This window comes from Saccharococcus thermophilus (assembly GCF_011761475.1).
In the GTDB taxonomy this organism is placed as follows: Bacteria; Bacillota; Bacilli; order Bacillales; family Anoxybacillaceae; genus Saccharococcus; species Saccharococcus thermophilus.
On the sequence record NZ_JAASRS010000001.1, the window covers coordinates 2,661,678 to 2,684,976 of the forward strand.

Annotated in this window: 19 protein-coding genes and 2 pseudogenes; 9 read left to right on the forward strand and 12 right to left on the reverse strand. The window is 43.0% G+C overall.

The features are described 5' to 3' along the window. Positions 1-29: 29 nt before the first annotated feature. The 3 genes and pseudogenes from tnpA to BDD39_RS13825 form a co-directional block, all read right to left on the reverse strand. A pseudogene (tnpA, locus tag BDD39_RS13815) lies at positions 30-395 on the reverse strand (IS200/IS605 family transposase). 67 nt (positions 396-462) lie between these two features. Next, positions 463-627: a PIN domain-containing protein gene (locus tag BDD39_RS16495; protein WP_243846038.1), complete on the reverse strand. Its 165-nt coding sequence runs from the start codon at positions 625-627 to the stop codon at positions 463-465. Further along, entirely contained in the window at positions 615-929 is a 315-nt protein-coding gene (locus BDD39_RS13825; RefSeq protein WP_243846039.1) for an AbrB/MazE/SpoVT family DNA-binding domain-containing protein, read from the reverse strand. The genes BDD39_RS16495 and BDD39_RS13825 overlap by 13 nt, the downstream gene beginning before the upstream one ends. Before the next feature lie 155 nt (positions 930-1,084). On the opposite strand from BDD39_RS13825, the gene BDD39_RS13830 reads away from it, so the two are divergent. From BDD39_RS13830 to hxlB, 4 genes are all read left to right on the forward strand, one after another. Further along, complete coding sequence (locus tag BDD39_RS13830; RefSeq protein WP_166911543.1) at positions 1,085-1,948, forward strand: SDR family oxidoreductase; 864 nt, start codon at positions 1,085-1,087, stop codon at positions 1,946-1,948. A gap of 448 nt (positions 1,949-2,396) precedes the next feature. Further along, the gene (gene adhP, locus BDD39_RS13835) at positions 2,397-3,416 is read left to right on the forward strand and encodes an alcohol dehydrogenase AdhP (protein WP_166911545.1); all 1,020 of its coding nucleotides are present in this window, start codon (positions 2,397-2,399) and stop codon (positions 3,414-3,416) included. A gap of 476 nt (positions 3,417-3,892) precedes the next feature. Beyond that, positions 3,893-4,528, forward strand: coding sequence for a 3-hexulose-6-phosphate synthase (gene hxlA, locus BDD39_RS13840; protein ID WP_033010879.1), 636 nt, complete (start codon positions 3,893-3,895; stop codon positions 4,526-4,528). Between the two features lie 4 nt (positions 4,529-4,532). Next, positions 4,533-5,090 carry a 6-phospho-3-hexuloisomerase gene (gene hxlB, locus BDD39_RS13845; RefSeq protein WP_033010876.1) on the forward strand — a complete coding sequence of 186 codons (558 nt, stop codon included), beginning with the start codon at positions 4,533-4,535 and terminating at the stop codon, positions 5,088-5,090. A gap of 839 nt (positions 5,091-5,929) precedes the next feature. Here hxlB and BDD39_RS13850 read toward each other — a convergent pair. The 6 genes from BDD39_RS13850 to BDD39_RS13875 all read right to left on the reverse strand — a co-directional run bounded on the left by BDD39_RS13850 (position 5,930) and on the right by BDD39_RS13875 (position 11,538). Next, complete coding sequence (locus BDD39_RS13850; protein WP_166911547.1) at positions 5,930-6,979, reverse strand: bis-aminopropyl spermidine synthase family protein; 1,050 nt, start codon at positions 6,977-6,979, stop codon at positions 5,930-5,932. Positions 6,980-7,282: 303 nt separating this feature from the next. Beyond that, entirely contained in the window at positions 7,283-8,122 is an 840-nt protein-coding gene (speE, locus tag BDD39_RS13855) for a polyamine aminopropyltransferase (protein WP_033010880.1), read from the reverse strand. Between the two features lie 200 nt (positions 8,123-8,322). Continuing rightward, positions 8,323-8,994, reverse strand: coding sequence for a hypothetical protein (locus tag BDD39_RS13860; protein WP_033010870.1), 672 nt, complete (start codon positions 8,992-8,994; stop codon positions 8,323-8,325). A 17-nt stretch (positions 8,995-9,011) separates the two neighbouring features. Next, positions 9,012-9,686 carry a GNAT family N-acetyltransferase gene (locus tag BDD39_RS13865; protein WP_033010867.1) on the reverse strand — a complete coding sequence of 225 codons (675 nt, stop codon included), beginning with the start codon at positions 9,684-9,686 and terminating at the stop codon, positions 9,012-9,014. 34 nt (positions 9,687-9,720) lie between these two features. Continuing rightward, positions 9,721-10,578 (reverse strand): carbon-nitrogen hydrolase family protein, encoded by an 858-nt coding sequence (locus BDD39_RS13870; RefSeq protein ID WP_033024633.1) that lies wholly within the window; start codon positions 10,576-10,578, stop codon positions 9,721-9,723. 591 nt (positions 10,579-11,169) lie between these two features. Further along, on the reverse strand, positions 11,170-11,538 hold the full coding sequence (locus BDD39_RS13875) for a winged helix-turn-helix transcriptional regulator (RefSeq protein WP_166911549.1): 369 nt from the start codon (positions 11,536-11,538) through the stop codon (positions 11,170-11,172). A 331-nt stretch (positions 11,539-11,869) separates the two neighbouring features. On the opposite strand from BDD39_RS13875, the gene BDD39_RS13880 reads away from it, so the two are divergent. The 4 genes and pseudogenes from BDD39_RS13880 to BDD39_RS13895 all read left to right on the forward strand — a co-directional run bounded on the left by BDD39_RS13880 (position 11,870) and on the right by BDD39_RS13895 (position 17,324). Beyond that, positions 11,870-13,036, forward strand: a complete 1,167-nt coding sequence (locus tag BDD39_RS13880) for an iron-containing alcohol dehydrogenase (protein ID WP_033011684.1) — start codon at positions 11,870-11,872, stop codon at positions 13,034-13,036. Between the two features lie 337 nt (positions 13,037-13,373). After that, a complete protein-coding gene (zwf, locus tag BDD39_RS13885) occupies positions 13,374-14,831 on the forward strand; it encodes a glucose-6-phosphate dehydrogenase (RefSeq protein ID WP_166911551.1) in 1,458 nt (485 codons plus the stop codon). Positions 14,832-14,949: 118 nt separating this feature from the next. Next, positions 14,950-15,853: pseudogene (gene gnd / locus BDD39_RS13890) on the forward strand (phosphogluconate dehydrogenase (NAD(+)-dependent, decarboxylating)). 133 nt (positions 15,854-15,986) lie between these two features. Then, the gene (locus BDD39_RS13895) at positions 15,987-17,324 is read left to right on the forward strand and encodes a glucose-6-phosphate isomerase (RefSeq protein ID WP_166911553.1); all 1,338 of its coding nucleotides are present in this window, start codon (positions 15,987-15,989) and stop codon (positions 17,322-17,324) included. A gap of 266 nt (positions 17,325-17,590) precedes the next feature. Here the strand turns inward: BDD39_RS13895 and BDD39_RS13900 are convergent, their stop codons facing one another. From BDD39_RS13900 to asnB, 3 genes are all read right to left on the reverse strand, one after another. After that, positions 17,591-18,619 carry a LacI family DNA-binding transcriptional regulator gene (locus BDD39_RS13900; protein WP_166911556.1) on the reverse strand — a complete coding sequence of 343 codons (1,029 nt, stop codon included), beginning with the start codon at positions 18,617-18,619 and terminating at the stop codon, positions 17,591-17,593. Positions 18,620-18,713: 94 nt separating this feature from the next. Next, a complete protein-coding gene (locus tag BDD39_RS13905) occupies positions 18,714-20,246 on the reverse strand; it encodes an alpha-amylase family glycosyl hydrolase (protein WP_166911558.1) in 1,533 nt (510 codons plus the stop codon). Positions 20,247-20,577: 331 nt separating this feature from the next. After that, positions 20,578-22,425, reverse strand: coding sequence for an asparagine synthase (glutamine-hydrolyzing) (gene asnB / locus BDD39_RS13910; protein WP_166911560.1), 1,848 nt, complete (start codon positions 22,423-22,425; stop codon positions 20,578-20,580). Positions 22,426-22,720: 295 nt separating this feature from the next. On the opposite strand from asnB, the gene BDD39_RS13915 reads away from it, so the two are divergent. Further along, complete coding sequence (locus BDD39_RS13915; protein WP_166911562.1) at positions 22,721-23,269, forward strand: DUF2777 domain-containing protein; 549 nt, start codon at positions 22,721-22,723, stop codon at positions 23,267-23,269. Positions 23,270-23,299 lie beyond the last annotated feature (30 nt).

Sequence of the window (23,299 nt, forward strand, 5' to 3'; positions counted from 1 at the left end):
TTTCACCCCCTTCTTTTTTGTTCTTCCACCTATCGTTGGATGGTTTCAATGGATACATTTCCTGCGGTGCTAACAAAGAAGGAACGTGTCCATAGACTAGGCAAATGAGCGAGATGGGGGAATTCTTGCCTTAAAATCTGAGAAGTCACTCCTTTCACTTTGAACATGATGCCTGATGGAGAATCCGTAGGAAGGCAGTTGAAGAACAAATGGCAATGGTCTGGCATCACTTCCATGGCAAGGATGTTCCAATGATGTTCGGAACCAATCTCTTGGACAAGTTCTTTAAACCGAATTTCCACTGGACCTGTTCATATCTTTCTTCGATAGCGCGGGCAGAAAACAAAGTGGTAGTTGAGGAGAGAAAGGATGGTTTTGCGGTATTCTTGTCTCATACGTTGATTGTATCAATTGTATCAACAAAATCCAACAAAAATGAATGATTGAAAAAATAAAGGCGTTTCATCCCACCTCTAAAGAAGTGGGGCTTTCACGCCTTCTCTTTTGTAATACAAGCGTCAATTCTTCATTTACAGCTTTTTCAAATATTCGGTAGGCAATCGGTGATTGTATTTCATCATCATTAGCCAAAAATCGAACAATGACGTTTGCATCTAAAATGTACATGTGTCATCTTCTTTCTTCCATCTGCTAGAAATCCGTTCTTTCCTCGCCTGTTTCCGAATCTTGTCCCAATCCAGTGCACTTTTATCTCCTTTTGGCGGCATGCTGCCAAATAATGATAGCAGCGAATTTTTCTTTCTAACCTTCAACGTCACCTCTCGATTTTCTCCATAAACAAACATTACTTGATCACCCGGTTCTGCACCAAGTACTTCCCGCACTTTCATCGGAATCGTTACTTGGTTTTTTGAAGACAGCGTCGAGGAATAAACATATGTCTTCATTTTATCTGGGGTTGATGTCATCCTATCCCCTCCCATTTCCTTTACTTATTATTATATCTTTACCATATAAACAAGTAAAGAAAACAGTATTTTGATGACTGTTAATTCACATTACATATTTCCCTCCCCTCATCCCATACTAACGGTGACAAATGATGCGCAGGGAGGAATGAAAGATGGTCACAAAACAACAAGCAACGCTGCCGCCGCAGCACCAAAACCGCCAGCCCGGACTGCAAACGGAAATGAACCCGCAGCCGGTCTCGATCAGCGAAACGTATAAAGGAAGCGGGAAGCTGCAGAATAAAGTCGCCATCATTAGCGGCGGCGACAGCGGCATCGGCCGGGCGGTCGCGATTCACTTCGCCAAAGAAGGCGCGGATGTAGCGATTATTTATTTAAACGAACATGAAGACGCGGAAGAGACAAAACGGCTTGTCGAGCAGGAAGGAAAAACATGCTTGCTGATCGCTGGCGATGTCGGCGATGAAAACTTTTGCAAGCAGGCGGTCAAACAAACGATCGACCAATTTGGCAAACTAGACATCGTTGTCAACAACGCCGCCGAGCAGCATCCGCAAAAAAGTCTGCTCAACATCACGTCACAGCAGCTGGAAAAAACATTCCGCACGAACGTCTTCGGCTATTTTTATTTGACAAAAGCGGCGCTTCCGTACTTGCAAAAGGGCAGCTCTATTATTAATACGGCGTCGATCACCGCTTACGAAGGCAATGAGCAGTTGATTGACTATTCGGCCACAAAAGGCGCGATCGTCGCCTTTACGCGTTCGCTGGCAAAATCGCTTGCCGGGCAAGGCATCCGCGTCAATGGCGTCGCGCCGGGACCGATTTGGACGCCGCTGATTCCATCGACATTCACAAGCGACCAAGTCGCCACCTTCGGCTCCAACACCCCGATGAAACGGCCGGGACAGCCGGGCGAAGTCGCCCCAAGCTACGTCTTTTTAGCAAGCGAGGAGTCATCCTATATTACGGGGCAAATGATACATGTAAATGGCGGAAAGATTGTCAACGGGTAGAAAACTGCGGAAAACAGAGCATTCTTCATCACTATGTAAATTCCATGTAATATTTTCTGACATATTTGTTGAGCTGTCTGTATATAGCCGCTATGATAAAAATACATGCTGCTTCTGATCCAAGTTCCTCAACCTTTTGCACGTATAGCAAAAGGTGCCCTCTCTTTCCTTGACTTGCAACAATTTGTTGCAAGTTTTTTTGTGTATGGCGATGACTCCAATTATCACATAAATGAAATGCCGCATTATTAAAACACGTTTTAAAGCTATTGGAGAATAATATATTATTTCACTACTGTTGATACTTTATATAAATATTAATATTTTAGACAAACATTTTCGAAAGCTTTTTGAACTTGTCGTACTGTAGCTTTATGCAAAAAGCCAAATCTCTTATGATAATTTACGAAGGATTTCCTGTTGGAAAGCACATGGGAGGGGAATAGTTATGAAAGCTGCTGTAGTGGAACAATTTAAGGAACCATTAAAAATAAAAGAGGTGAAAAAAACAACCATTTCATATGGAGAAGTATTAGTCCGCATTAAAGCATGCGGTGTATGCCATACGGACTTGCATGCCGCTCACGGTGATTGGCCAGTAAAACCAAAACTTCCTTTAATCCCTGGTCATGAAGGAGTTGGGATTATCGAAGAAGTAGGTCCGGGTGTTACCCATTTAAAAGTGGGCGACCGCGTTGGAATTCCTTGGTTATATTCTGCTTGCGGACATTGTGAATATTGTTTAAGCGGACAAGAAACATTATGCGAGCACCAAGAAAACGCTGGCTACTCAGTCGATGGGGGGTATGCAGAATATTGTAGAGCTGCGGCAGACTATGTGGTCAAAATTCCTGACAACTTATCGTTTGAAGAAGCTGCTCCAATTTTCTGTGCCGGAGTTACTACCTATAAAGCGTTAAAAGTAACAGGTACAAAACCTGGAGAATGGGTAGCGATCTACGGTATCGGCGGCCTTGGGCACGTTGCCGTTCAATACGCTAAAGCGATGGGACTTAATGTCGTTGCAGTGGATATCGGCGATGAAAAACTTAAACTTGCAAAAGAGCTTGGCGCTGATCTTGTTGTAAACCCTATGAAAGAAGATGCGGCGCAATTTATGAAAGAGAAAGTTGGCGGAGTTCACGCGGCAGTTGTAACAGCTGTATCTAAACCAGCCTTTAAATCTGCGTACAATTCTATTCGCAGAGGCGGTACGTGCGTTCTTGTCGGATTGCCGCCGGAAGAAATGCCTATTCCAATTTTTGATACCGTACTAAACGGAATTAAAATTATTGGCTCTATTGTCGGTACACGGAAGGACTTGCAAGAAGCTCTCCAATTCGCTGCGGAAGGTAAAGTAAAAACCATTATTGAAGTGCAACCTCTTGAAAAAATTAATGAAGTATTTGACAGAATGCTAAAAGGTGAAATTAACGGACGGGTTGTTTTAACGTTAGAAGATCAATAAAATAATAAAACTCTTTTTTTCAACAATTAATATAATTTTACATTCGGCGTTCTGGGGCTGTCTCTTAAAGATGAGATAGCTCTTTTTTATATAATGAACTGTTCTTGTTCTTTTGTTAGATACAACCGCAATTGATAACATGTCCAATCCTCTTCCCCCATCCCCTTACTTTTTTTATGTATTTTTGGCCATTTCAAATAAGGTTACATCAACTCAAGTAAAATCCCGCCTCATCGGCATTCTTCTCTCGCTTTCGTTTTGGTTAGAAACGGGAGACTCTCTTCCAAGTTACATGAAAAAGTAAAAGAGTATAAATCATAACCAATAGTATATTTTTTGACACTATGTAAAAATAAAGTGCGTACTTCTAAAGATAAATCATACATAGTATACTCATCAGTGTGTAAGAGATAAAAACACAAAAAATACTACTACTTATACAACCAACAATAAATTTTTTGAGGGGTGAAGAATTCATGGAATTACAATTAGCATTGGATCTTGTAAACATTCCAGAAGCGAAAGAGCTGGTAAAAGAGGTCGAGGAGTATGTTGATATTGTAGAAATCGGCACTCCAGTTATTATTAATGAAGGTCTTAGAGCCGTAAAGGAAATCAAACAAGAATTCCCTCACTTAAAAGTATTGGCAGACTTAAAAATCATGGATGCAGCCGCATATGAAGTCATGAAAGCATCCGAAGCTGGTGCTGACATTATCACTATACTTGGAGTTGCTGAAGATTTGTCCATCAAAGGCGCCGTGGAAGAAGCTAAAAAACAAGGCAAAAAAATCTTGGTGGACATGATCGGGGTGAAGAATTTAGAAGAACGAGCGAAAGAAGTAGATGAGTTTGGAGTCGACTATATTTGTGTACACACAGGTTATGATCTTCAAGCAGTCGGAAAAAACTCTCTTGAAGACCTTGCAACAATCAAACGTGTCGTGAAAAACGCAAAAACTGCGATCGCAGGCGGCATTAAATTAAACACATTGCCTGAAGTCATTAAAGCAAAACCTGATCTTATCATTGTAGGTGGCGGTATTACTGGTCAAGAAGATAAACGAGCTGTAGCTGCTGAAATGAAAAAAATGATCCAACAAGGTGAATGAAATTATGCAGACTACGCAATATTTAGGTGAAATCATAAAAGAGTTAAATCGGACAGTCGATTTCATCGCTGATGAAGAAGCTGAAAAATTGGTAAATGCGATTCTCGAATCAAAGAAAATTTTTGTAGCCGGCGCAGGTAGATCTGGATTTATGTCCAAATCTTTTGCGATGCGAATGATGCACATGGGGTTAGACGCTTATGTAGTAGGCGAAACCATAACCCCTAACCTAGAACAAGATGACATTTTGATCATCGGATCGGGTTCAGGGGAAACGAGAAGTTTAGTTTCCATGGCCGAAAAAGCCAAAAGATTAGGTGCAACAATAGCGTTAGTGACCATTTCCCCTGAATCGACCATTGGACAATTAGCTGATATCACGGTCAAATTACCTGGCTCACCTAAAGACCAATCAGACAATGGATACAAAACCATACAGCCGATGGGATCACTATTTGAGCAAACCCTCTTACTATTCTATGATGCTATCATATTAAGATGTATGGAGAAAAAAGGATTGGACTCCAATACCATGTTTAAAAGACATGCCAATCTGGAATAGAGTATAAGGACTCTTGCGCAGACAATCTTAAACCATTTAAAATTTTAAACTATTCAAACTGAATTTTCAACTTAAAAACCACGGGGGAAAGGGGAAAAGACCGCAGAGCTTTCCTTAAAAAACGCTTTGCGGTCTTTTTATGAACTGATTTTTGAGCGGGAGATTGGATTCATGCCAATGCCAACCATGTGTGATCATATAGTATCAACCATTTCCAACAGTTTGATCATCATCATTCTCTGCGTATACATAAGATCGCTCTCCCTCGATCAGCGGTACCTCCATCATCACCTGCATTCTTAAAGGATGCAAATAAAATCGGTTACAGTTGGAACGATCTTTTGTCAGAACTCTTTCAAAATCGATGATCACTCCCTTAAGTAACTATGGAATTACACAACGAGAGAGGTTTAGAATGGAGATGATCATATCTTCATGTGTGAAGTTGTATCCATAAACATCTTATCTTTGAAGTCATACTTTTGGAAATGGGATAGTAAAACATATTATGTTGTTAACACTAACCTACAACGTATACGCAGAAACTAAGGGACATTGTACAACAGCAAGTACGAACTCACCTGTAAAAAGAAGGAGCTCATCCCGGGAATAACTTTTAGGATCTCTCTCCCAATTAGTCAGCGGAGATTAACCTTTCATCCAAGTACTTTAAAAAGTCTGTTGCCTGCCATAATACATCAGTAAAAGCCTGTGATAAGGTTCATTCATTAACCTTGAAGAACGCAGCTCCTTGTTGTGGGTGTCGGAAAACGGCGCCCGAACGCAAGCGCCCCCGGCGGCGGGAACACCCGCTACCGGGGGCGCGCAGCCTTTGGAGGCTATTCTTGCAGGGGAACGCAGAACTCTTCGTCGTAGTAGAGGTCCTGCCCAAGCTCCACTCGGCCGAAAAAGAGGGGCTGAGGCTCCTCGACCAGCTCCAGGCGGTAGACGGTGCTGACGTAGAAGGGGATATCGGGCTCCTTGACCGGCACCGGTGCCATGCGTGCCCAGTCTAGGGCCACAATGTCCTCCAACAGGTAGTCCTGGAAGGCGCCCAGCATGTCAGTGATGGCATAGCCCATGTCGAGAATGCCCTGCTGGATATGCCGCCACTTCCGCCAAGAGGCCTCCAGGTAAGAGAGGCCAAAGTAGCCCGCGGCACCGGGCCCACGCAGCCCCTCTGTGCAACGGCTCAGGAAGAGCAGGAGGCCCTTGATGGTGTCGACCGGGTCCGTGAAGAACACATCAAACTGGCCACGGAAGTGGGACGGCAGTCCATCCCGCGCGTCGTAAACTTCGGCGTGAACGTGGTCCCAACCACGGTCCCGAGCCACGTCGCGAATGAAGGTGATGATGCGCTCGTCCACATCCAGGACGCAGATGCGCCGCGGCAGCCCCGAGAGCGCGGCCGCAATGCCCGTGAGGTCGTCGTCTCCCAGCAGCAGAATGTCGCGCCCCACCAGATCTCCCCGCTGGGCCATCAGGGCCAGCCGTCGCACGGTGGTCTCGGGCGTCACGTATCCCTGGTCAAAGTCGGGCGTCGCCTTGGGCCGCACGGCCACGATATCCTGGAAAGCCGCAAGGACGCGGTCGAAAGGTGGTCGCAGAACGATGCCGCGACCCGCGCAAGCCTCACAACGCTGTTCGGCCACCCGTTCCAGACTCAGAGTTTCCGCCTGCTGACGCCCCGCCTCGGTGATCACGAAGCGATCGCCGTCGTAGACCACCAGTTCGCCCTCCAGGAGCGACTGCAGGGCCTTCAGCACCTGGTGGGTCTGGGCTTGCGCTGCCCGCATCAGCTCCCAGTAAGATTTGGGACCGAAGTAGAGTGCACGAAGCAGAAGCGCGTCGATCCGACGGTTTTCCGCAGCAATACCTATTGTCGACATAGGTACCACTCCTTTCGCTCTAAAAGAGTAAAAGAGTAGAGACGCATTTCGCCACGACTTCCTTAGTTTTCAGCGATCGCCGAGAAAACATACGTGGTGGTTCAAACGTTTTTGGAATGTTTGTCTGTTGTCTTCTTAGTGTGGGTCTAACAAGCATCCGGCTACATGTCTTCAATGGTTTTTTTCTTCGTGACCATCACGATTCCCATTCAGATCATTTTTCCATAAAACTGCTTGCGACCGCTCTAAGTCGCTGCTAGCATCAATATATACGTTTCCCGAGCATGTCTCATCAAAGCGCACTTATTTTCTCTCCACAGTGATCAACTCTTGCACGAACACAGGCAACTGGAAAAGGGCTTTGTGCATTCTCGGATGATAATAGCGGGTATCAACTTGATGGAACCTCGTCTCATCCACTTCCATAGGATCATACTTTTTAGAACCAATCGTAAAGCTCCACAACCCGCTTGGATAGGTAGGAATGCTCGCAGTATAAAGGCGCGTAATTGGGAAGAGCGAAGAGATATCCTTAAATACTCGACGAATCAGATCACGGTTAAACCAAGGAGATTCCGTTTGTGCAACCATGATTCCGTCTTCTTTTAGTGCTTCAAAAATCGATTGATAAAACGGCTTTTGGAACAAGCCAACAGCTGGTCCCACAGGCTCGGTGGAATCCACCAAAATCACATCATATTTTCCTTTGTTTTCTTCAACATGTTTAATTCCGTCAACTACTTCAATTTTGACGCGTGGATCATCTAAAGCACCCGCGATTTTGGGGAAATAAGTTTTGGAAGCTTCGATCACTTTGCCATCAATCTCTGCCAAAGTAGCTGTTTTTACCGAAGGATATTTTAAAATCTCACGAATGGCTCCCCCATCTCCACCGCCAACAACAAGCACATGTTCCGGATTAGGATGGGTATTCATCGCCACATGGGTAATCATTTCATGGTATACAAACTCATCAACATCGGTAGTCATTACCATGCCATCTAAAACAAGCATGTTGCCAAATTGGACTGTTTCAATTACATCAAGGGTTTGAAATTCCGTTTTTTCATGGTGTAAAGTACGACGAATCTTGGTTGTGATTCCATGATCGAGAGTTTGTTTTTCTGTATACCACAGTTCCATCTCCATCCTGTAAAAGTCCTCTCTCCTTTATTCGAATTTTGAAATAAGTTCTAGTTGTAATGTGCTATTAAGATAAAGCATCCTTCATCTTTCAGATACCGAATAGCATTCTTGCTGCTTTCGATAGAGAAACAATAAAGGATGCCGCTAAATCCGGAAAAATTTTTTAAGGTTTCATGAGCATTGCGTTTCTATAGGGTTTAAATCGGTAATAGTGTGACGGTATCTTTCGCTTCCAGATTTTCAATCATTTCATACCAAGAATTCGGTTTATTCGATAAGACAGAATAATAACGTTTCAAAAACTTCACAACAAGATCTGCTGGAAGTTCATTCACGCTATCGTCCATCGGAAGAAAACAAAGATCAAGACCAGTTACGGCTTCTCCATCATTGTTCCAAGATGGATGGACATAAGGGAAGTCAAGCCGCTTATATCCCAAATGAGATAATACCTCACGACGAACATATGGATCCATCGGCTTAATCCCGCCAAATTCATAATGCTCTACCCGATAAGGATCATAAATTTCGGCGAACATGCCATATAACTGCTTTCCATTTGCTGCAGCCCAGTTGTTCAAATCTTCTAACCGCTTTTTGGCTAAAAATCGACCGATCCCTAGTCCTGCTTGGCCGATAATGGTAAAATCTGTCATTGCGACATTTAAATCTTCATAATAGCGATACTCTGTCGCACCTACTACCTCTCCTTCGTGAACAGCAACACACACACGAATTCCCGGATCTTCCAGAGGCTCTTTCCATAAATCGAATGCTAATACTTCTTCAGGAGGAAATACATTTTGCATCAATTGGTGCATTTTTTTAAACAAAGGGTCTTCAATACTCGTAATTCTGCGATATTCCATCTTCATCATTCTCCTTGTTAAGATTTTGGTCTATAAAAAGGATTTTTCCATTCCATCAGTGCTGCATAATTGCACGATTCTTCATCCTCTAAATAGTTCGCCACCACTTTAACAGGTGTACGGCCGCAACGGAGCAGGAAGGTAATAACAGGGTCCTTCAATTCGCCTTTTACTACAGCTTCGAGATATTGTTCCGCTGTCATCTCATGAGCTTTTTTATGATAGCCAGGCATTCTCCCTCCGCCTAACAGCCGTTCTAATCCCAAATGAACAACCACTTCATACATGGATAACATCAGCCATTTTCCCAGCCCTAATTTGCGGTAGGCAGGACGCACGCCAATATCAACAACATAGAGCGTATTCCCGTTTGGGTTATGGTTACGGATATATCCATTATCCGTGATCTCTTCCCATGTATGATCCGGATGGCTGGGATCAAAGTCAACAATAAGTCCCGTCATCGACCCCGCAATTTCACCATTCACCTCAACACATAAGGCTCCCTCTGGAAACAGTGTAACATGATTTTTCAGCTGTTCCGTATTCCACCATAATTCAGACGGGAATGGTGGAGGAAAACTTTCCTGTTGAATGCGGATTAAGCCAGGGAAGTCCTTTTCTTCATAATTTCGGATTACCGCTGGGACAGGACGATCTTGGTCAAAGACGTAAAACTCCTTTCGATACATTCTTCACCCTCCTCATAGAGCAGCTAGTCACATCTTATTTCCAGTCCGGATAAAGATCCGTGCGCCGATCACGCCACGTAGTGACGGAACCACTTTCGCGAACCTGATATAACAGCTCTAAATCGAGATCAGCGGTTACAATCATATCATGGTTGATTTCCCCTTCTACCAAGATGCCGCGTGGAGGAAACGGGATGTCGTTCGGTGTAATCACCGCCGCTTGCCCAAAATTTGCCCGCATAAAATCAACCGTAGGAAGGGAACCTACCGTACCAGTGGTGACGACATAGACTTGATTTTCGATTGCTCTCGCATGACTGGTGTAACGGACACGATGAAATCCGTGACGATCATCGGTGCAAGAAGGACAGAAAATGACATCAGCACCCTTGGCCTTTGCCATTCGAACAATTTCTGGAAATTCGATGTCATAGCAAGTCAACATCGCAATGGTTCCTTTGTCGGTCTCGAACACCTGCAGGCTTTCTCCAGGAGACATGTTCCATTCTTTTACTTCCGTCGGAGTGATATGAAGCTTTGGCTGTTCGGCGACTCTTCCGTCTGGATAGAATAAATGAGCCACGTTGTATAATCGTCCGCCTTTACGGATGACATGGGTTCCTCCAATAATATGCATCTTTGTTTGTTTAGCCAAATTAATAAATAAAGACCGATATTGTTCTGTAAAATCAGGAAGATCTTGAATGGTCAAAGGCTGCCCTTGCTGGTTGCCAATAGACATTAGCTGGGTGGTAAAAAATTCTGGAAACAAGACAAAATCCGCTCCAAACTCTTCCGCTGTTTTAATATAATGTTCTACTTGTTTGGCAAATTCCTCAAACGATTGGATGGTATGGAGATGATATTGAACCGCTGAAACCCTCAGTCTCATAGTATCCCCCTCTCTTGTTATCCATCTAGTAACGTTTCGCCTCAGTCATGTGGCGTTACTGATATTATTAGACACATCATTCAATTTAACAAGTACACACTTTCTTGTTACATAGTGTGAAAAAGTATACTAAAAGAGGATAAACGAAAAAGGAGAATAAAAAAAGAAGTCTGCAGAAACGATGAGGGATCTAATGATGGAGATAATGTTTTGTGAGCTGCAACCACTCTTAACCTACTGCCGCTTCTATGGGAATCCCCCGCACATTAGAAGCAGGAGTCTTCTCTCCTTAACTTATGTAAATGAATCCCCTACTGACGAAATTTCAGGAGAGTTTCTGTCAGACCGGTCTCACATCCAAACAGTCATCAACGTACATACAGAAAAACCAACGGACAGCGGATCTTTCATAAAAGATTGTTGTCCGTTGGTTTTTAGCGTCTAATATAACATAACTTATTGCTTTCTTCATCTCTATCTTGATGAGCGTGTATTTTCTATGAAATTTTGTCTGCCAGTAAAAGTACATAATAATTAAAAAAGAATGCAAGCAGGGAGTTTTCGAAGCTTTAAAGGAGGAAGTGTTTTTTTCTATTTGGCGGCCTCATCATTGATTTTTACTTGACCCTTTACGACAGTCTCCATATAGTTTCTGCCCCATTCATACATAGCATCAAGAATTGGCATCAGACTTTTTCCATGCTCGGTCAGTGAATATTCCACTTTTGGTGGAACAACAGGATAGACTTCACGATGAACAATTTGATCTTCCTCCAGCTCTCGCAACTGGTTAACAAGCATTCTTTGGGTGATCCCCGGCATGAGAGCTTTTAGTTCACTAAACCGCTTCTTTCCCCCTTTTCCTAGATGCCATAAAATAAGCATTTTCCATTTACCGCTAATAACAGCGAGCGTTAATTCTTTTTCACAGTTATACGTTTTGCCACAAACGTGTCCCATCGTTTCACCCCCCTATGTTGTTTATTATAACCTATAGTATACTCTTTGTCACTTTATGATAATAAAGCACCTACTCACAAATAAATGTTATACATATTCATTTACACTCATTGCAGACCGCATTCATTCCTTCTGGATGGTAACAGTCTTTTCATGATACATCCCGTTCATTGTATCTATATACCTTTATACCTTTTATATCATTAAGTATATTTTTTTACACTATATTATATTTTTATCACTACATGATAATAAAGTGCGTACTTCTCAATAAGTTTTATACACATTATACTAGCATCTGTAAACAATCACGAGTACTGGAGGGAGCAGCATGAATCGTTTTACTATTCCTCGCGATATTTATTTTGGAGAGAATGCTCTCGATGTTTTAAAAACACTGGAAGGAACAAAAGCTGCCCTCGTCATTGGCGGCAGCTCCGTCAAGAAAAACGGAAATCTTGATAAAATTCAGCAACTTCTTTCAGAGGCCAATATAGAAACAAAAGTGATTGATGGAATTACGACAGAACCAACAACCCAAATGGTAAAAAAAGGAGTGCGCATTCTTAATGATTTTCAGCCAGATTGGGTGATCGGGATTGGCGGCGGGTCAGTAATGGATGCGGCAAAAGCGATGTGGTTGTTCTACGAACATCCAGAATTGACATTTGAAGAAGCGACACGTCCATTTAGCCTGCCACGCTTACGCACAAGGGCAAAGTTCGTGGGGATCCCAACGACAAGCGGAAGTGCATCAGAAATATCCAATTTATCGGTTATTACTGATGCAGAAACAGGGGTCAAATATCCACTGGCTGATTTTGAACTGACGCCAGACATGGCGATTATTGATCCGATTATGGTCCAATCCATGCCGAAGCACGTTACAGCCTACAGCGGGATGGACGCAATCACACATAGTATTGAAGCATACGTAGCAAAGCCTCGTACGATTTTCACAGATTCCTTGGCTATTGAAGCAGCTCAAGTACTGAAAGAAAATCTTCTTGCTTCTTACCACGGAGATGCTAAAGCCCGCGAACAAGTTCATTACGCTCAGGCGATGGCTGGAATGGCATTTGCTAACGCGGTGCTAGGAAATGTGCACAGTCTTTCACACAAAAGCGGCCCAATATTTAACATTCCGCATGGATGTGCCAATGCGATTTATTTACCATATGTAATCCAATTTAATCGCACGGTAGTCGAGGAACGTTATGCAGCAATTGCCAAACGGCTCGGTCTGAATGGGGAAAACAACAAAGAATTGGTGGATTCACTCATTGCTTGGATTCGTGACTTGAATAATAAGATGAATATTCCAAATACACTTCAAGAATACGGAGTGTCCGAAGAAACGTTCACCGCACACGTGGATGAAATGGCGGCCAATGCCGTAAAAGATCCTTGTACAAGCACAAATCCGCGTGAAACTTCTGTAGAAGAAATGAAAAAATTATATATCGCAGCGTTTTATGGTCTAGATGTCAACTTCTAAACAAATAAAAAAAAGCAAAGCCTGTCACTAACATTCTTACCAGCGATAAAAAGATCGGATTCCATTGAATCTGATCTTTTTATCCCACCGTTTGCTTTTATATTTATATTACCATAGATGCCTTAAAAAAGGTACTAGGTTATTTTAATCATTGCCTTTTAGCGGATGTATTTTGTTTAAACGTTCATGAACGACAAATACATGGACAAGATTTTCTCCCTGAAATGGGCATTATTCATAAAAATACCAATTCGTGCAATGTAGTAAACCTCGTTACATCTGCTCTATCAGCTTTATTCTTTTTGAAAAATGTTTCAAAAAGACAGGGGGGATAACATTGGATTCGATGACCTTTGTCCTGTTTGGGGCAACAGGTGATTTAGCTAAACGAAAAATTTTCCCTGCATTATATAATTTATTTCTCGATCAAAAAATGCCTCAGTCGTTTTCCATTATTGGCGTAGGCAGAAGAGAATTATCCGATGATGAATTTCAAATATATGTGGAAAATTCGATAAAAACCTTTTCCAGACGTTTAACAAATGACCGTTCCAAAATGGAAGAGTTTCTCCGTGCGTTTCGTTATACTTCTTTAGATGTAACGAATGCACAAGGGTATAAAAAGTTGCTTGAAATTGTTCAACAACGTGAAAAAGAATTGAATATTCCTGAAAACCGTATGTTTTATTTATCTGTTGCGCCGGAATTGTTTGATGTGATTGCGTCGAACATCAAGGAAAGCGGATTAGGATCCACCAATGGTTGGAGACGTCTGATTATCGAAAAACCATTTGGTCACGATATAAAATCGGCCCAAGATTTAAACGAAAAGTTAAGTCAAGCTTTTGAAGAAGAAGAAATTTATCGGGTAGATCATTACCTTGGAAAGCCGATGGTCCAAAACCTTGAAGCTTTAAAATTTGCCAATCCTGTGTTTCAAGCGATATGGAACAATCAATATATAGCCAATGTGCAAATTACGGCAAGTGAAACGGTTGGAGTAGAACAAAGAGCAAGCTATTATGATCAGGCAGGAGCCATTCGCGATATGTTTCAAAATCATATGCTGCAATTGTTAATGATGACAGCCATGCACCTGCCAAAACAGATTAGCGCAAAAGAAATCCGTAATGAGAAAAGAAAAATCATGGAATCTCTTCGACCAATACAGAAAGAAGAAGTAGGTTTACACGTCGTTCGTGGTCAATACGGTCCTGGAGAAATCCATGGTAAACCAGTTGTTGGATATAAAGAAGAACCTGGAATCAATGCTTCTTCAACAACGGAGACATTTGTTGCTGCTCGTTTGTGGATTGATGATGAAAATTGGAGCGGGGTACCATTCTATATTCGTACAGGTAAAAGAATGAAGGAAAAGTCCACACGTATTGTGATTGAATTTAAAAATCCATTAAAGGAATGGTACTTACCGAAAAATGAGGAAACAACTCCTAATCTTTTGGTGATTCAAATCAATCCGAACGAAGGTGTTTCGTTGCAATTCAATAGTAAAAATATATTCAACAATGGAAAGATGGAACCCGTTCATATGCACTTTACAACTAATCAGAAAGAGGTACCCGAAGCCTATGAACTCTTAATTTTTGACGCTTTACATGGCGATTCGACTTTCTTTGCTCATTGGAAAGAAGTTGAACTATCTTGGAAATGGATACAACCTGTTTTAGAGGCATTTGAGGAAAATCTCCTTCCACTCCACTCATATCGTTCAGGTTCGATGGGACCGGCGGCTTCTTATCAATTATTGAAAGAAGACGGATTTTATTGGCGGTAGGTAATCACTTTCGGAGCAAACTTGAAAACATAATTTCTGAAATGTGAAATGGGAAGTACATTATTCTACCAGCCAATCTCCTTTGATCAAGATATTTTATTTTTAGGAGGTAATCGGCATGAGAGTCGGGTTAATCGGTTTAGGAAAAATGGGATTAAACTTAGGTAAAAACCTCATTGACCATAAGCACGAAGTAGTGGCGTTCGATGTAAATGCAAATGCGGTTGAAGAAATAAAAAAAATACGGGGCCAAAGGCGTATCCAGTTTAAAGGAGCTCGTTTTATCATTAGAAAACCCAAGAATTCTTTGGGTGATGGTTCCACATACAGTTGTTGATTCAGTGATTAGTGAGATTACACCATTTTTAAGCAAAGGAGACATTGTGATTGATGGAGGTAATTCTAACTATAAGGAATCGATTCGTCGTTATAACGAGCTAAAGGAGATTGGAATTCACTTTATGGATGCTGGAACCTCTGGTGGGGTGGAAGGTGCTCGCAACGGAGCGTGTTACATGATTGGAGGGGATCCTGAAGCTTGGAACATTGTCGAGCCTCTTTTCCGAGATACCGCTGTAGAAAATGGGTATTTATATACAGGAAAAGCAGGTAGTGGCCACTTCTTAAAAATGGTCCACAATGGGATTGAATATGGAATGATGGCTGCCATTGGCGAAGGATTCGAAATATTAGAGAAAAGCGAATTCGATTATGACTATGAAAAAGTTGCAAGAGTGTGGAATAATGGTTCGGTTATTCGTTCATGGCTCATGGAATTAACAGAACGCGCATTTTCAAAAGATGCAAAATTAGAGGAAATCAAAGGAATTATGCATTCTTCCGGTGAAGGGAAATGGACAGTAGAAACAGCATTAGATCTGCAAACTGCCACTCCTGTCATCGCCATGGCCTTATTGATGCGGTATCGTTCATTAGAAAACGATACATTTACAGGCAAAGTGGTAGCCGCTCTACGCAACGAATTTGGTGGACATGCTGTAGAGAAAAATGTGAAGAAATAAACCGTTATAAGCATTAGAAGCATCTCCAGAAAAAACCTTTAAGGAAATAACATAAAAGTCCTTTTCATATGTAAGGTCAAAAATGATCAATGGACGTGCACAGCAAAATTAGAAGAGAAAGGAGAAGTATTATATGGCTATCTCTTTTGATTACTCTAATGCGTTACCATTTATGCAAGAGAATGAACTAGATTATTTAAGCGAATTTGTAAAAGTAGCTCATCATATGCTTCATGAAAAGAAAGGTCCAGGATCCGATTTTCTTGGCTGGGTTGATTGGCCGATCCGCTATGATAAAGACGAATTTGCGCGAATCAAACAAGCTGCTGAAAGAATCCGGAATCATTCAGACGCTCTTGTGGTTATCGGCATTGGCGGGTCTTATTTAGGTGCAAGGGCGGCTATTGAAGCATTATCCCATACATTTCATAACCAAATGAACAATACGACACAAATTTATTTCGCTGGTCAGAATATCAGTTCCACTTATATCTCTCATTTATTAGATGTGTTAGAAGGCAAAGATCTGTCTATCAATGTCATTTCTAAATCTGGAACAACGACAGAACCTGCCATTGCTTTCCGGATTTTCCGTGACTACATGGAGAAAAAATATGGAAAAGAGGAAGCAAGAAAACGGATTTACGTTACTACCGGCCGAGCAAAAGGAGCTTTAAAAAAGCTCGCCGATCAAGAAAGATATGAAACTTTCGTTATTCCGGATGACATAGGCGGAAGATATTCTGTGCTGACAGCAGTTGGCCTATTGCCAATCGCCGTAGCTGGACTGAATATTGATCAAATGATGGAAGGGGCAGCATCAGCATATCATAAATATAACAATCCTGATCTTTTAACCAATGAGAGTTATCAGTATGCCGCTGTGCGAAATATTCTGTACCGCAAAGGCAAAGCGATTGAATTATTGGTGAACTATGAGCCATCCCTTCATTATGTATCTGAGTGGTGGAAACAGCTGTTTGGAGAAAGTGAAGGGAAAGATCAGAAAGGACTCTTTCCTGCGTCCGTTGACTTTACAACGGATTTACATTCCATGGGACAATACGTTCAGGAAGGCCGCCGCAATCTGATCGAAACAGTGCTGCAAGTCAAGAAACCGCGAATCGAACTGACGATTCAAGAAGATCCAGAAAATACCGACGGATTAAATTTCTTGGCCGGTAAGACACTGGATGAAGTAAACAAAAAAGCTTTCCAAGGCACGCTATTAGCACATGTAGACGGCGGAGTACCTAACTTAATTGTTGAACTGGATGAAATGAATGAATACACCTTTGGTGAAATGGTATACTTCTTCGAAAAAGCTTGCGGCATCAGCGGTCATTTACTGGGTGTGAATCCGTTTGATCAGCCGGGAGTGGAAGCTTACAAGAAGAATATGTTTGCCTTACTTGGCAAACCGGGTTTTGAAGATGAAAAAGCGTCTCTCATGAAACGGTTATCTAAATAACGTTTTCTTACCTGTTATCGAGCAGCTATCTTGAAATGAGGCTCTACATCTAAACTACCTGTTTTCCTGAACTCTACAGGAGACAGGTAGTTTCATTTTTCCTGAATTTGATTATAATCCTTTTTCGTATGCAGATCGTTTTCAACAAGTAAAATCAGTATGTCTATGTCTAATACAGATCGATAGAGTGTAGGTACATGTACTTTCCAATTTAAAAAAGCCGACTCCAAACGATCACGTGTAGGGTGATCGCTTGTGTCAGCTTTTTATTTCTTCCGATAGTAATCACACGAAAACCGTTCGACAATCCGATGCGGAATAATAATGCGCTTGACTGGTTCGTTTGGATTGCTGATTTTTTCAATTAAACTTTTCGTCGCTTCATAGCCGAGCTGGAAAATATGAATGTCGACCGATGTCAGCGGCGGGCGCGACATTTCGGCTAACAGCGTGTTGTTGAAGCTGACAATCGAAATGTCATCGGGAACGCGCAGGCTCATTTCATCCAACGTTTTCAGCACGCCTAACGCCATTAAATCATCGGCGACGACAAGCGCGGTCGGCGGGTCTGCGAGCGAAAGCAGCCCTTTCATCGCTTCCTGGCCGCCTTCTTGCAAAAATTCTTCGTGCATAATATAGTCTTCCCGGTAAGGAAGGCCAGCTTCTTTCAACGCCGCCTCATACCCACTCAGGCGGTCAACGGTCACTAAATATTTTTTGCTTCCGCCGACAAAAGCGATTCGCTCATGGCCGCGTGCGATTAAATGCTGGGTTGCTTCTTTTGCAGCCAGATAGTTGTCGTTATCGACATGGGTGATTTGTTCCGCTTTTTGATGCGGCTTCCCGATGACGACAAAGGGAAATTTATTTTTTTGCAAGTATTTCATCAGTTTATCATCCATGCGCGAGTATAACAAAATCACCCCGTCTACGCGGCGGCCTTGAAGCATGTCCACGACCCCTTCGTAAATTTCCTCTTCTTTTTCGCCCGTGGACATTTGCAGCGCGTATTTTTTCTCATACGCTGCCTTGCTGATGCCGCGGATGACTTCTGGAAAGAACGGATTTTGCAGCGCCCGTTCCGCCGCGCTCGGCATGACGATGCCGATGACTTGCGTCGCTTGGTTTGCCAAGCTGCGCGCAATAAAATTTGGGTGATATCCAAGTTCTTTCATCGCTTCGCGCACTTTCCGCTTCGTTTTCTCGCTGATGCGCGGACTGTCGGCAATAACGCGGGAAACCGTGGAGGGAGCCACGTTTGCTCGTTTCGCGACATCTTTGATCGTGACGGTCATCTTCACTCCCCCATTCGCTTTTTATCCATAGTATACGTTTTTATCATGCTATGCCGCGCATAGTCATCATTTTTGCTGTTTGGAAACGCTGGGCTTACGTCGCCTGTTTCGACCGCTTTTTGGCGAAATATAAAAACAGGACGAATAATACATAAATAGCAACAAGTGTAGCAATAAATGGAATATTTATGCCTGTTTTATCGGCAAGCGCGTAAATTTCCGCTGTCTCGCGGTTGAGAATGATGTCATAGCCGTCGCGGTCGCTCCGCACTAAATCCCCAGCAAGCAGCCCGCGCAATTCTTTTCCTGGCGTCAGCTGGTCATTCGTGATATGCACCTTTTGCGTTTTTCCCGTATTGTTAATCGCGATTACCGTTGTTTCCTTTTTATAATGCCGCTTGAACACCGCCATGCCATTCTTTTCGTATAACAGGGTAAAATCGCCGCGCCGTAAAGAAGGAAGTTCTTTGCGCAATTCGCCAAGTTTTTTAATGTAATCAATGATTTCCTGATTAGCGCGGAAATCCATTAAGCGGCGGTTATCCGGATCTTGTCCCCCGTTCATGGCGATTTCCGTTCCGTAATACATCATCGGAATGCCAGGAGCGGAGAACAAATAAGACATGGCCAGCTTGATTCGTGAAATCGGATTTTGCCGATTGTCAATAGCCAACTTCGTAAACCGGACCGTGTTATGGTCGTCTAAAAACGTGCCAAGCAAGTACGGACGGCCATAAAGTGTTTTATTATATTCCCATACGTCATAAAGCGGGCGCAACGATTGATCGCGCTTCGTCAATGTTTTCGTTACCGCGTTATAAAACGGATAATCGACGAATCCGTCAATGCCATATTTGCCGTAATCGGCGATATAGCGCGGATCATCGCTCCGTACTTCGCCAAGAAGGAAGAAGTCTTTTTTTACAGACTTCACTTCCTTAGAAAATTCCCGCCAAAACGACTTTGGCACATGGCGAACTGCATCTAGGCGGTAGCCGTCGATGTCGGCCTGTTTGATCCACCATTTCGCCGCATCAATCAAATAGCGCTTCACTTTCGGATTTTCCTGCGCCAGATCAGGCTGGCCGTACACCCAGCCGTTTTCCACTTGTTTTTGATCATTCCAGTCGAAAATTTCCTTTTTCTCATGGAACCAATCCTTTTTTGTCGGATCATTCAGCCATGGATGATGATAGCCCGTATAGTTGGCGACAAAGTCTAAAATGACCTTCATCCCGCGTTTATGCGCTTCTTTGACTAATGTTTTTAAATCTTTTATCGTGCCAAAGTGCGGATCGATTTTGTAAAAATCTTCAACCCAATAGCCATGATAGCCGCCCGATTCGTTTTTGAAAATCGGCGTCAGACAGATCGCCGTAAACCCCATGTCTTTAATGTAATCCAGTTTGGCGGTTACTCCTTTTAAATCTCCGCCGAAATAGCCTTTTGGATCATTGACATTGACACCATAGTCATTGCTTTGGTCCATGTTGTTAAAGCGGTCAACCATGATGAAATAAATTGCTTCATCCTGCCAGTTTCGTTCTTCTTTTTCAGCGGCTTGTACCGGAAACGCATAAAAAAGAAGAAACGGAAGTATAAACAGAACGAACACTCGATTCCCCATTTCCGTTTCCCCCCTTTAATCGTAATATCGCTTGCCTTATCGGAAAGGGGTAATACCACTTTTATCATAACGGTTATTCCCTTTTTGTGCCACCCGCTGTTAAACCGGAAATGAAATAACAAGAATAAAAATACAATCCCAATCGGCGCGGCAATTAAAATCGAACCGCACTCGTCTGGGAAAACGGTTGCACTGTCGATTTTCATTATACCACCCATTTTTTATTTTAAAAGCTTTTGCTGCGGAAACCGAAACATTGCACGCTGCTATTCCCCCATATAGCTTTCTCCTTTATCAAGTAAAAAAGAGCCGCGCTTGTCGCAGCTCCTCTCTATTCCTTTATCGTAATGCCGTAGTGTTGGAACCATACGTGCACTTGGCCGAGATACGCCAACAACTGCGGTCCTGTCATTAACTGCCCGAACCAAGGTACTTGGAATGATTTTCCTTCTGTTTCCACCAACTCTTCTAATTTTTTGGCATCGAAAAATTCGTAAAGCACCGATGAGCGATCGTTCAACAACTCTTTTAGCCAATTTTTCACTAGTTTTGTATAAAGCGGATGATGCGTTTTCGGATATGGACTTTTTTTGCGATAGAGCACATCTTCCGGCAAAATTCCCTCGAGCGCCTTGCGCAAAATCCCTTTTTCACGATTGCCATACATTTTCATTTCCCATGGAATGTTCCACACATATTCGACTAGCCGATGATCGGCAAACGGCACGCGGACTTCCAGACTCGCGCCCATGCTCATGCGGTCTTTCCGATCAAGAAGCGTCGTCATAAACCAAATCATATTTAAGTAAAATAACTCTCGCCGCTTTGCTTCCTCAGCGCTTTCCCCTTCAAGTCTTGGGACCTCGGCAATCGTTTCGCAAAAGCGTGTTTGTACATATTCGTCTAGCCTCAATTTCTTTCTCCAGTCTTGTTTTAGCAAATCGATGCGCGCTTCCGTTGAACGCATCCATGGAAATCCTCTCCGCGCCAAATCGTCCGGGCGGTGAAACCACGGGTAACCACCAAAAATTTCATCGGCACATTCTCCCGATAAACTAACGACAAAATCTTTACGAATTTTTTTGCAAAACCATAGCAAGGAAGAGTCCACATCAGCCATGCCTGGAACGTCTCGGACAATCACTGCCTCCCGTAAATGGTCAAACAAGTCTTCTTGACTAATGACGCAGCGGTGATGGACGGTTTGAAACGTTTCCGATATTAATTCAATAAAAGGTGCGTCCGCATTTGGCTGAAAATCATTCGCTTTAAAATATTGTTCATTGCCTTCATAATCAATGGAATACGTATGCAGCTGCCCCTTTCCTTCTTTGGCAAACACCGTCGCCGCAATGGCGGTAATGGCACTCGAGTCGATCCCGCCGGATAAAAAGGTGCATACCGGCACATCGGAAACAAGCTGGCGCGTTACCGCATCCGTAAGGAGAAAACGCAATTTTTCCACCGTTTCCGCCAACGAATCTCGATGGGCATCGCTTTGCACATTCCAGTAGCGCCATACTCTTACCCCTTCACGGGAAAACGTTAACGCGTGCGCAGGGCGCAATTCTTTAATCCCGCAAAATACCCCGTGCCCTGGCGTCCGTGATGGACCCAGTCCAAACACTTCCGCCAACCCTTCGTAATCCACTTCCGCCTTTACGTGTGGATGTGCCAAGATAGCCTTGATTTCCGAACCAAACAGGAAACCATCATCGCTATGACGATAAAAAAGCGGTTTGACGCCAAGACGATCTCGTGCTAAAAATAACTGTTCCCGCTGTTCGTCCCAAACCGCAAAGGCAAAAATTCCGTTGAACAGCTCGACACAGCGTTCTTTCCATTCGATATAGGCGTTCAATAACACTTCGGTATCCGAATGCCCTTGAAAAGTATATCCTTTCTTCAATAGCTCTTTTCGAATATCCTCCGTATTGTACAATTCCCCGTTATAAACAACCGTATAACTGTAACCGTTTTTTTGCCTTGTCATCGGCTGTTTCCCGCCTGCCGGGTCCACGACGACAAGCCGTTTATGTCCAAACGCAGCATGTTGGCCAACCCATGCATTCGTGTCATCAGGTCCGCGTTTTGCTAGTGTCTCCGTCATCTTCGAGATAATCTCTTTTTCTATTCGCAAATCTCGCTGAAAATCCACCCAACCGGTGATGCCACACATACGAACCAATCCTTTCTTTATAAATACGAAAAAGTTGTGTGCTGGATATCCTATGCTACAAAATTTTTCGTTCTCCTTTTCCCTCGGCAAAGCTAACGATATCTTACATCCTCTTTGTTCAAACGTTAGCGACCAACACTTGCCTTTTCTGTTAGCAACATGCTCCTTCTCCGTATTGGCATGATTCCATTTTATGCAATCCCCCCCATTTCGATGAATTGTCCGATGGCAACAGCAGCATGAATAAATCGAAGATAATATGGAAAAACAAGAAATATAAGGAGGAGGAGGAAATTTGAATATCGAACAACGCCTGCAATGCATAGCCGAACAACAGCGGGCCTATATACAAGGAACGGTTGAATTTGTAAACGATGAGTGGGTTTTTTTTGATGAGGAAGAGGAAGAAGCATCATTGCTAGAGGAAATGACGGAAGGGAAAATAGAAGTGTTCCGTTACGGCCATTGGCTGTGCGGCCATTTGCAAGAAAACGGAATGGTTGACACGAGCACCGGCGTGTTGCCGCTTCGAACCGGCGACCGCGTTCGTTTTCGTAAACGCTTTTCCTATGCTTATCAGCAGTGGCTGGCATCACTTCCAGACCAAACGTTTTTTCAGTTCGTACAATGGCTCAATCAGCTTGGTTTTTCGTTATATGATTGTTTATACTGCTATAATGGATTGTTGTTCGCCAAATATACAGGTGTGAATTTCATGATTTACGACAACACCGAACTAATCAGCAACGTTCAGCACTACTACGAGCGAGGGAATACGTATAAAGATCACTTTGAAATCACGTTTAATAACGGGGAGCGGTTTATTTGCACCCAGCTTGGATAAACAGGGGAAAGAGGCGCAGACTTTCCCCGC

Excerpts from the sequence above, each read along its gene's own strand:
- BDD39_RS16495 (WP_243846038.1), bottom strand. The coding sequence starts at position 627 with ATGTACATTTTAGATGCAAACGTCATTGTTCGATTTTTGGCTAATGAT.
- BDD39_RS13825 (WP_243846039.1), bottom strand. The coding sequence starts at position 929 with ATGACATCAACCCCAGATAAAATGAAGACATATGTTTATTCCTCGACG.
- BDD39_RS13830 (WP_166911543.1), top strand. The coding sequence starts at position 1,085 with ATGGTCACAAAACAACAAGCAACGCTGCCGCCGCAGCACCAAAACCGC.
- adhP (WP_166911545.1), top strand. The coding sequence starts at position 2,397 with ATGAAAGCTGCTGTAGTGGAACAATTTAAGGAACCATTAAAAATAAAA.
- hxlA (WP_033010879.1), top strand. The coding sequence starts at position 3,893 with ATGGAATTACAATTAGCATTGGATCTTGTAAACATTCCAGAAGCGAAA.
- hxlB (WP_033010876.1), top strand. The coding sequence starts at position 4,533 with ATGCAGACTACGCAATATTTAGGTGAAATCATAAAAGAGTTAAATCGG.
- BDD39_RS13850 (WP_166911547.1), bottom strand. The coding sequence starts at position 6,979 with ATGTCGACAATAGGTATTGCTGCGGAAAACCGTCGGATCGACGCGCTT.
- speE (WP_033010880.1), bottom strand. The coding sequence starts at position 8,122 with ATGGAACTGTGGTATACAGAAAAACAAACTCTCGATCATGGAATCACA.
- BDD39_RS13860 (WP_033010870.1), bottom strand. The coding sequence starts at position 8,994 with ATGGAATATCGCAGAATTACGAGTATTGAAGACCCTTTGTTTAAAAAA.
- BDD39_RS13865 (WP_033010867.1), bottom strand. The coding sequence starts at position 9,686 with ATGTATCGAAAGGAGTTTTACGTCTTTGACCAAGATCGTCCTGTCCCA.
- BDD39_RS13870 (WP_033024633.1), bottom strand. The coding sequence starts at position 10,578 with ATGAGACTGAGGGTTTCAGCGGTTCAATATCATCTCCATACCATCCAA.
- BDD39_RS13875 (WP_166911549.1), bottom strand. The coding sequence starts at position 11,538 with ATGGGACACGTTTGTGGCAAAACGTATAACTGTGAAAAAGAATTAACG.
- BDD39_RS13880 (WP_033011684.1), top strand. The coding sequence starts at position 11,870 with ATGAATCGTTTTACTATTCCTCGCGATATTTATTTTGGAGAGAATGCT.
- BDD39_RS13895 (WP_166911553.1), top strand. The coding sequence starts at position 15,987 with ATGGCTATCTCTTTTGATTACTCTAATGCGTTACCATTTATGCAAGAG.
- BDD39_RS13900 (WP_166911556.1), bottom strand. The coding sequence starts at position 18,619 with ATGACCGTCACGATCAAAGATGTCGCGAAACGAGCAAACGTGGCTCCC.
- BDD39_RS13905 (WP_166911558.1), bottom strand. The coding sequence starts at position 20,246 with ATGGGGAATCGAGTGTTCGTTCTGTTTATACTTCCGTTTCTTCTTTTT.
- asnB (WP_166911560.1), bottom strand. The coding sequence starts at position 22,425 with ATGTGTGGCATCACCGGTTGGGTGGATTTTCAGCGAGATTTGCGAATA.